Consider the following 7,733-nt stretch of genomic DNA (forward strand, 5'->3'; position numbering starts at 1 on the left):
GCGTTTGACTTGTGGGGCTAGCGTTTTACCCCGAAAACCTCTTTCAACGCGTGAATATCCAGATGCGCCTCCGCGAGAAGCTTCTTGAGCTTGGCGTTCTCACTTTCCAATTCCTTGAGCCGCTTGGCATCGGTTGCTTCCATGCCGCCATACTTGGCCCGCCACTTGTAGAAGGTGGCATCACTGAACCCGCCAGTGCGGCACAGTTCCTTGATTGGCATCCCGGCTTCCGCCTGTTTGAGGAAACCAATGATTTGTTCTTCCGTGAATCTGCTCTTCTTCATGTCCGTCATTCTCCATGGTTTGACGGACTTCTCTACTTTAGATTGGTACGGCTGGCGGGGAGCAGGTCAGGTTAAGCGGCTATCTGTTTTGCATAGTACTGTTGGCTGAAAGCAGCAGGCGACAGATAGCCAAGTCGCGCCTGTTTGCGAATCCGGTTGTAAAAGATTTCGATGTACTCGGTGATTTCCTGCCGGGCCTGCGCACGCGTGGCGAAGCGTCTGTGAAGCGGCTTTTTATCGGAAGCAATCGCCGTAACAAATGACTGATTTTTGTTCTTGTCCTTTGAAGATTCTCGGAATAAGATAGTAAACGGTTACTTACTAAACGGGGCAATCGTGGATACATCTGGAAAACGCATTCCTGCCGCCGAGCGGCGAGCGGTCACGGTCGAGGCAGTACTCAGTCTGGCTGGCGATCAGAATCCGAGCGATATCACTACCGCCGCCATTGCCCAGCACATGAATGTCACGCAGGGCGCTTTGTTTCGGCATTTCCCCAGCAAAGACGCGATCTGGGAAGCCGTCATGGAGTGGGTGGCGGAACGGCTTCTGGCTCGGATCGACGACGCAGCCCGCGGCATTGCATCGCCTTTGGCATCGATGGAAGCCATGTTCATGAGCCACGTTGCATTCGCGGCCGAGCATCCGGGAATGCCGAGGATGCTGTTCAGCGAGCTTCAGCGCGCCGAGCAAACGCAGGGCAAGCGGGTGGTGCAAACGCTCCTTCAACGTTATGGCAAGCGCCTGCATGGCCTGATCGAGAAGGGCAAGGCGACCGGCGAGTTGTCCGCAGCACTAGACGTCGAGGCGGCGGTAACACTGTTCATCGGGACGATTCAGGGCTTGGTGATGCAGGCTTTGCTGGCCGGTGACGTCGGACGCATGCTCGGCGATGCGCCGCGCGTCTTCGCGATCTACCGGCGTGGAATCGGGAGGTCACAATGAGGTATCCGTCATTTCAAAGGCGCACTCTGGCGCTTGTCGTGGTCGCGGTCACACTTCTTGCTCTTTTTGTCTACGTAGCCTTCCGCTCGGGGCCGCTGGCACCCGTGGCGGTGACCGTGGCCGAGGTCGAATCGCGCGCGCTCACGCCGTCGCTGTTTGGCATCGGCACTGTCGAGGCTCGCTACACCTACCGGATCGGCCCCACGGTTGCCGGGCGTTTGAACCGTCTGGATGTGCATGTGGGCGACCGAGTGAAGGTAGGTCAGATCCTCGGGGAGATGGACCCTGTCGATCTCGATGACCGCGTCCGTTCCCAGGAATCGGGCCTCAAGCGCGCAGAAGCCGCGTTACGCGAGGCGACAGCGCGGCAGTCCTATGCCGAGACCCAGGCACGGCGCTACGAGGACTTACTCGCCGTACGTTCCACGAGCGAAGAAATCGTCGCCACCAAGCGTCAGGAGCGACAAATCGCGGATGCGGCCTTGTCGGCTGCACGGGAAGAACTCGCCCGCTCGCGTTCCGATCGCGATGCCCTGATCGCTCAACGGCGCAATCTGCGGCTGATCTCGCCTGTAGACGGCGTGGTAGTCCTGCGCGATGCCGATCCCGGAACGACGATCGTCGCCGGCCAGGCCGTGGTGGAGGTGATCGATCCCAAAAGCCTCTGGATCAACGTCCGTTTCGATCAGATCAGCGCATCAGGGCTGGCTGCCGACTTGCCTGTCCGCATCGCGCTGCGCTCGCGCCGGGATCAAGCGCTGAATGGCCGCGTGTTGCGCGTCGAACCGAAAGCCGATGCGGTGACCGAGGAATTGCTGGCCAAAGTCGTTTTTGACACGTTGCCCACGGCCTTGCCGGCGATCGGCGAACTTACTGAAGTCACCGTTGATTTGCCGGGACTCCCCGCGTCGCCGGTCATTTCCAACGCCGCGATTCGGCGGGAGAGCGACAAGGTCGGCGTCTGGCAAGTCGTCGATAGCGATTTGCGCTTCACTCCGGTCAAGCTCGGCACCTCCGATCTTGACGGCCATGTACAGATTCTCGACGGCCTCAAGGACGGCGACAAGGTCGTGATTCACAGCGAAAAGGCGCTGACGGCGAAAAGCCGCATCAGAATCGTCGAACATATTGCCGGAGCCAAGCGATGATCAGTCTGGCCGGCCGGGATATTCACCATGCCTGGGGCAAGTTCGTGTTTACGGGCTTCGGATTGGGATTGCTCATTGGCGTGACCCTGATCATGGCTGGGGTCTACCGCGGACTGGTCGAAGACGGCCGGGCCTTGCTCGACAACAGCGGCGCCGATCTGTGGGTGGTGCAGAAAGACACGCTCGGCCCCTACGCAGAACCATCAAGTCTCAACGACGACATCTACCGGACCATTCTCGCCATGCCGGGTGTCGACCGCGCTGCGAATGTAACCTACCTGACCATGCAGGTTCGCAAAGGCGAAGAAGACGTCCGGGCCATGGTGGTCGGCATTGCGCCCGGCCCGGCAGGAAGCGTTCCCGGGTGGCCGCCCTATCTCGTCGCCGGGCGTCACATCACTCGGGGCCACTATGAGGCCGTGGCGGACATTGCATCGGGACTCAAGCTGGGGGACCGCCTGACGATCCGCCGCAATCAGTATTCCGTCGTGGGAATGACGCGGCGCATGGTCTCGTCGGGCGGCGACCCGATGGTATTCATTCCGCTCAAGGATGCGCAGGAGGCGCAGTTCCTCAAGGACAACGATGCCATCTGGCAGAGCCGCCGCCGTACCGAGGCCAACCCGGCCTTCAACCGTCCGGGCGTGCCGGGCCTGCTGGAGGCTGTGATCGCCTCGCAAAGCACCAACGCGTCCGTCAATGCGGTCCTGGTGGCATTGAAGCCGGGGCAAGCACCTGACGAGGTGGCCGAGTCCATTCGCCGCTGGAAGCGCCTGACGGTCTACACCCGCGCCCAGATGGAAGACATCGTCGTCACCAAGCTGATCGCCACGTCTGCCAAGCAAATCGGCATGTTCCTCGTCATCCTGGCCATCGTCTGCGCGGCCATCGTCGCGTTCATCATCTATACCCTGACGATGGACAAGATCCGCGAGATCGCCGTTCTGAAGCTGATCGGCACACGCAACCGCACCATAGCCTGGATGATCATGCAGCAGGCGCTGGCGCTGGGCGCCATCGGATTCGTGGTGGGCAAGATCGCCGCGACATTTTCCGCGCCGATTTTCCCGAAGTATGTCTTCCTGGTGCCCCACGATTCCATTGCGGGCTTTCTCGCAATGATGGCGATCTGCATGCTGGCCAGCCTGGTAGCGATCCGCATGGCGCTCAAGGTCGATCCGGCCGAAGCGATCGGAGGCTGACATGAGCAAAGGAATTCGCATCGAGGGGCTGAAAAAGCGCTATGGCTCGGGCGATACCGCCGTCGATGCCCTCAAGGGCGTCGACATGCAGGTGGAACCCGGCGAGGTGGTGGGACTGATCGGTCCGTCCGGTTCGGGGAAAAGCACGCTGCTGAAATGTCTGGGTGCCGTGATCGACCCGACCGCGGGACGCATGGTTCTGGGCAATGAGGTGATCTACGACAACGGCTGGAAAGTGCGCGATCTGCGGGCTTTGAGGCGCGACAAGATCGGCTTCGTGTTCCAGGCGCCGTATCTGATTCCATTTCTCGACGTTACCGACAATGTCGCACTGATTCCAATGCTGGCACAGGTTTCCAACAGTGAAGCACGCGCCAAGGCCGTGGAATTGCTGACGGCTTTGGATGTGCAGCACCGCGCCAAAGCGATGCCATCGCAGCTTTCGGGCGGGGAGCAACAGCGGGTCGCCATTGCGCGCGGCCTGGTCAATCGCCCGCCGGTCATTCTGGCTGACGAGCCGACAGCACCGCTCGACAGCGAACGCGCCATGGGAGTCATCCGCATCCTCAACGAGATGGCGCGCAAGTTCGAAACGGCGATCATCGTCGTCACCCACGATGAAAAGATCATTCCAACCTTCAAGCGCATCTACCACATTCGCGACGGCGTGACCCACGAGGAAGCGGGCGAAGGAAAGGGGATTGAATGAACGAACGAGTGGAAGATTCCATGACCGAAAGCGACACGACGGCCGGTCCTGGCATTGATCGCATGAAAGAAAGTCTTGGCCAGGCGCGTCCATTTCTGGCTGTCTCCATCCTGGCCGGCTTCTTGGCCGGATGTGCCGCCGGACCGGATTTTGCGCGGCCGGCCGCTCCAGACGTGTCGCGCTACACTGTGGCGCCGTTGTCCGGGCAAACGGCATCTGCCCCCGTTACATTGGGTGATGCCCAGCATTTCAGCACGGGAGCGGGCGTGGGCGCAAAGTGGTGGCGTAGCCTGGGCTCTGCCAAACTGGACACTCTAGTTGACCAGGCGCTGCAAGCCAGCCCCACACTGGCAAAAGCCACCGCTACGTTGCGGCAAGCACAGGAAATCTATTCGGCAAAATCCGGGGCAACCCTTTATCCGCAAGTCGATGCCGGCCTTGGCGCTCTGCGGCAACGCACGAATCCAAGCGCCCAAGGACAAGCCGGCGCGGCACGCGAGTTCAGTCTCTACAATGCAAGTGTCGACGTACATTACCAGCTTGACCTGGCCGGCGGCAATCGTCGTACGTTGGAAGCACTGGCCGCGCGTGCCGAGTATCAAGGCTACGAATTGGAAGGCACGCGGCTGACTCTGGCTGCAAATATTGTTACTACGGCAATCACCCAAGCCAGGCTCGCAGGGCAACTCCGGTCGACGGAAGTCATTCTTGGCGCCATGGACGAGCAATTGCGCATTACTCAGGAACGTGTTCGCCTCGGTCAAGCGGCACCGTACGAGGTGTTAGCCCTTCAGACAGAGGTGGAGCAGACGCGCGCCGAAGTGCCTGTGTTGCGCAAGCAACTTCAGCAAAACGAACATCTGTTGTCCATCCTTGTCGGTCAGGCGCCGGGTGTGGGTGGATTACCCACGTTTACCCTCAACGAGTTTACCGTTCCGTCCGACCTCCCCGTTGTTTTGCCATCCGAACTGGTGCGCCGTCGCCCCGATATCCAAGCCGCAGAAGCGCTCTTGCACGCGGCCAATGCGGAGTACGGTGCGGCGGTCGCCAGGTTGTATCCGCAAATCAACATCAGCGTTAGTCTCGGCTCACAGGCTTTGACGACAGGTGCGTTGTTCGGCGGTGGCTCGGCCGTGTGGATGCTTGCAGGTCAGCTAACCCAGCCGCTCTTCAATCCCGGGTTACCCGCTGAAAGACGTGCCGCGCTCGCAGCTTTCGACGCGGCGGCTGCCAATTACCAGTATGTGGTGCTCGAGTCCTTGCGCAATGTAGCCGACGTGCTGCGCGCCGTGGAGAACGATGCTCAGTCGTTGGCGGCGCTGGCCGCCGCCGATGCGGCTGCGCAGGGTTCGCTGGCGTCCGTGCAGAACCAATACAGGCTGGGTGCGAGCAGCTACGTTCAACTGCTGATTGCACAAAAACAGGCGCAACAGACCACGATCAATCTGATCGGGGCTCAAGCGCAACGCCTAGTCGATAGCATCGCGCTGTACCAGGCGATGGGCGGCGGCATCTAGTGATCAGGGTGCGTTTGGCCAAGGATCGAAATTCTCACTTGCAGAGGCGATCGTGGGCGCTTTCGTGCCGAGTGCCGAAAGTGCCCACGCGGTTTCTTACCGATGACCCGTACCAGGTACGGCCAGTCTTGGCGCCTTTATCATCGAGTGACGGTTGACCTCTCCGTCGAACTTGGACGGTCCAGGCTCAATGCGCATGGCCGGATTTCTTCGTTTCAGCAGCGTGGTGCGCCGGTGGCTGCGTCGCCATGTTGTTCAACCCTTCCACAAAGTGGACGTACTGGACGTAGTTGCTCACGAACTCACGCCCCTTCGCGACGGACTGGTCGGCGGATACCTTGCTGTGCGCAGCCTTCTCGAATTTTTCATGGACGGATTTTTCCACCTGTTCGGCGACGTGCTTCGCCAGATGATCGACGTCCTTTTTGGCCAGCGCGGCATCCGCTTCCATCACTACGGGCGCGATTTGTCCGGCGGGCTTGATGCCCGTAAAAGGCGCCCCCTCGGACTCGCGGTGGACCCGGACGAGAGTTTCAAAGAGCTTTCGATCGGCCGTGTCCTGCGCTGCCTTGCCTTTTGTCCGTTCCTGCAACGTCCTGGCGAAGGACTCCTTGATCGTGTGTTCGCTGGCTTCGGGCACCCATTTGAGCAACGGCGTGACATCCTTCTTTTCAAGCGCCGAGCGGGCTTCAATGATGACCGGGCCGTCGAGTCCGTCGCAGTGCGCCGCGGCGTTTCCCGCCAAGGCGAAGTTCGCGAGGATCAGCGCGCCGGTTGCCATTGCCATTTTGGATTTCAAGAGGTTTCTCATGATGATGCTCCTTCGTCTCGATTTGATGAATGATGTTTGCCGATCTCGGCATGAAGAAATGGCGTCGGACGTTCATTGATGAAGAAGTCCAAACACGCAGGCTTCGGGGTTTAATGTAGGAATTTGCGCCGGAATTCTCGTTCGCATGCGCGTAATCGAACGTTCGAGACGAAGAACAGAACGTTTTCAGGAGGTAAACGGCTGAGCCCGGGAGTGTGTTCGTGTTTTCCGGGTGGGAACGTTATTCTCGTATCTGGATTGATGGAGAGGAGGTAACAGCCCCCATGCAGATTGATGTATCGAATTTCCTGCTTGCCGCCAGCGTGACCCAAGCCGTCGTGCTTTCGGTATTTCTCGTCTTGCCGTCAAACATTGGGCAGACGAGCAACCGGCTGCTGGTTGTTGTTCTGCTTTCGATTGCCGCCGGGTACGCCGAAATGCTTCTCTATAGTGCCGGCCTGACTGCGCGACATCCAAATTTCGCCTATCTCGGAACCATGCTGTCCGTCTTGCAGCCGCCGGCGATCTACCTATATACGAAATCCCTGATGCGCCGTGACTTCGCCATCAAGCCACGGCATTGGGTGCACCTGCTGCCGTTTTGCACGGCCGCCGTTGTGTTCTTCTTCGCCTATTACCTGCAACCGGTCGAAGTCAAGACCGAAATCCTTCTCGAGCAGGACCTTCCCGGGATGCCCACGTCGCTGCCGCTGGCGCTCGTCATCCACGGCGTCTTCCTCTCGTATCTGATCTATTCCGTGCATTCCCTGCGAAGATTTGCGGCGGGCGTCAAGGATATTTTCTCGGACGTCGAGAGCAAGCAGATGTCGTGGCTATTGATCCGGCCCGATGAAGTATGAACTTATCCGGATTTTTCGTGTCTGATGATGATGGAAAAAGAGAACGCCAGAAAGCAAACGCTGGAACAACTTCATGAGCGGCGCAAGCAAGTGATTCGATTGCACCAGAAGGCAATCAAGATCATGCAGATTGTCGCGATGACGGGCTTGAGCTACCCGGCGGTACGCGCCACGATTGACCGGTTTGTTGAGGGCGGGTGGTCAGCCATTCGACCGACTGCACGGGGCCGAGCGCGAGGCGACGGGCGATGCCTGAG

At 59.5% G+C, this 7,733-nt stretch carries 8 protein-coding genes and 2 pseudogenes; 7 read left to right on the plus strand and 3 right to left on the minus strand.

What is annotated here, in order from left to right; all coding sequences use genetic code 11:
- Together BO74_RS20015 and BO74_RS20020 are read right to left on the minus strand one after the other, a co-directional pair.
- Window positions 1-284 (minus strand): annotated as a pseudogene (locus BO74_RS20015) (transposase); the annotation flags it as partial.
- A gap of 71 nt (window positions 285-355) precedes the next feature.
- A pseudogene (locus BO74_RS20020) lies at window positions 356-508 on the minus strand (IS3 family transposase); the annotation flags it as partial.
- A 112-nt stretch (window positions 509-620) separates the two neighbouring features.
- On the opposite strand from BO74_RS20020, the gene BO74_RS20025 reads away from it, so the two are divergent.
- Genes BO74_RS20025 through BO74_RS20045 form a run of 5 tightly spaced genes read left to right on the plus strand, consistent with a single transcriptional unit; the run spans window position 621 to window position 5,805 of the window.
- Complete coding sequence (locus BO74_RS20025) at window positions 621-1,229, plus strand: TetR/AcrR family transcriptional regulator (RefSeq protein ID WP_496444986.1); 609 nt, start codon at window positions 621-623, stop codon at window positions 1,227-1,229.
- Between the two features lie 38 nt (window positions 1,230-1,267).
- Window positions 1,268-2,377, plus strand: coding sequence for an efflux RND transporter periplasmic adaptor subunit (locus BO74_RS20030; RefSeq protein WP_496444988.1), 1,110 nt, complete (start codon window positions 1,268-1,270; stop codon window positions 2,375-2,377).
- On the plus strand, window positions 2,374-3,579 hold the full coding sequence (locus tag BO74_RS20035) for an ABC transporter permease (RefSeq protein ID WP_496444990.1): 1,206 nt from the start codon (window positions 2,374-2,376) through the stop codon (window positions 3,577-3,579). The genes BO74_RS20030 and BO74_RS20035 overlap by 4 nt, the downstream gene beginning before the upstream one ends.
- A 1-nt stretch (window position 3,580) precedes the next feature.
- Window positions 3,581-4,288 carry an ABC transporter ATP-binding protein gene (locus BO74_RS20040; RefSeq protein ID WP_496444992.1) on the plus strand — a complete coding sequence of 236 codons (708 nt, stop codon included), beginning with the start codon at window positions 3,581-3,583 and terminating at the stop codon, window positions 4,286-4,288.
- Complete coding sequence (locus BO74_RS20045; protein ID WP_496444994.1) at window positions 4,285-5,805, plus strand: efflux transporter outer membrane subunit; 1,521 nt, start codon at window positions 4,285-4,287, stop codon at window positions 5,803-5,805. Before BO74_RS20040 ends, BO74_RS20045 begins: the two co-directional genes overlap by 4 nt.
- 187 nt (window positions 5,806-5,992) lie before the next feature.
- Here BO74_RS20045 and BO74_RS20050 read toward each other — a convergent pair whose 3' ends face one another.
- Entirely contained in the window at window positions 5,993-6,616 is a 624-nt protein-coding gene (locus BO74_RS20050) for a DUF6448 family protein (RefSeq protein ID WP_496444996.1), read from the minus strand.
- A gap of 284 nt (window positions 6,617-6,900) precedes the next feature.
- Here BO74_RS20050 and BO74_RS20055 point away from each other — a divergent pair, with 284 nt between their 5' ends.
- Entirely contained in the window at window positions 6,901-7,476 is a 576-nt protein-coding gene (locus tag BO74_RS20055; RefSeq protein WP_496444998.1) for a hypothetical protein, read from the plus strand.
- A 30-nt stretch (window positions 7,477-7,506) separates the two neighbouring features.
- Window positions 7,507-7,733 (plus strand): helix-turn-helix domain-containing protein (locus BO74_RS20060; protein ID WP_496445000.1); only part of this gene is annotated, 227 nt, incomplete at its 3' end.

This window comes from Propionivibrio pelophilus DSM 12018 (assembly GCF_059569095.1).